This window comes from Komagataeibacter sp. SM21 (assembly GCF_041402665.1).
Lineage (GTDB): Bacteria > Pseudomonadota > Alphaproteobacteria > Acetobacterales > Acetobacteraceae > Komagataeibacter > Komagataeibacter saccharivorans.
In genome coordinates, this window is record NZ_JBGLOV010000091.1 from 1 (window position 1) to 582 (window position 582).

Below are 582 nucleotides of genomic sequence, written 5' to 3' on the forward strand. Positions count from 1 at the left end.
CGACCTTCCGCGTCGCAGGCATCCATGGAACACGCGCGTAGACGCTGTGGCCCATGGAGGCGATTTCCCCCGCCTCCACCATTTCACCGAGGACAACCGGGAATGCACCGAGGATCTCGGCTGGCAGCCCCTTCCTCAGTTCGAGGACTGCATGGGGACCTGCCACGAGCGCGTTACGGACATGGGCGAGTATCAGCCCCCGCGCCCGCTCCCGGTCTGTCTCGTTCATGCGTGCATATGGCACCGGCACTGGCCGGCGCACCGAACGTCGCGCCATTTTTTCCTCCAGGTTTGTATGCCTGAAGTATGGGGCGCTCGTTTGTGGGTGCGGACAGGGACCGCAGGATCGGTCTTTACAGCCCCTTTCCGTCATCGTGACGTTAACCCGACCGGTTCAGGCTCCGGGCCTGTCACCCCGATTCAGCGCAGGCGGAAATGGCGGAATGTTGCGCGGTGCAGCCGCGGCATTCCAGCACCACCACTCATTCTGCCCATAAACGTCGTTGTAATACCGGATCTTCTCCTGGCGCCGGGCGGCGTAAGCCTCATCGTCACGCCCGAAGACCTCCATCGGCGTTCCGC

The 582-nt window shown here is 63.2% G+C and carries 2 pseudogenes; both read right to left on the reverse strand.

Annotation, left to right across the window (positions count from 1 at the left end):
* Positions 1 to 229 (reverse strand): annotated as a pseudogene (locus ACBR42_RS17200) (hypothetical protein); the annotation flags it as partial.
* Positions 230 to 394: 165 nt separating this feature from the next.
* Positions 395 to 582 (reverse strand): annotated as a pseudogene (locus ACBR42_RS17205) (hypothetical protein); the annotation flags it as partial.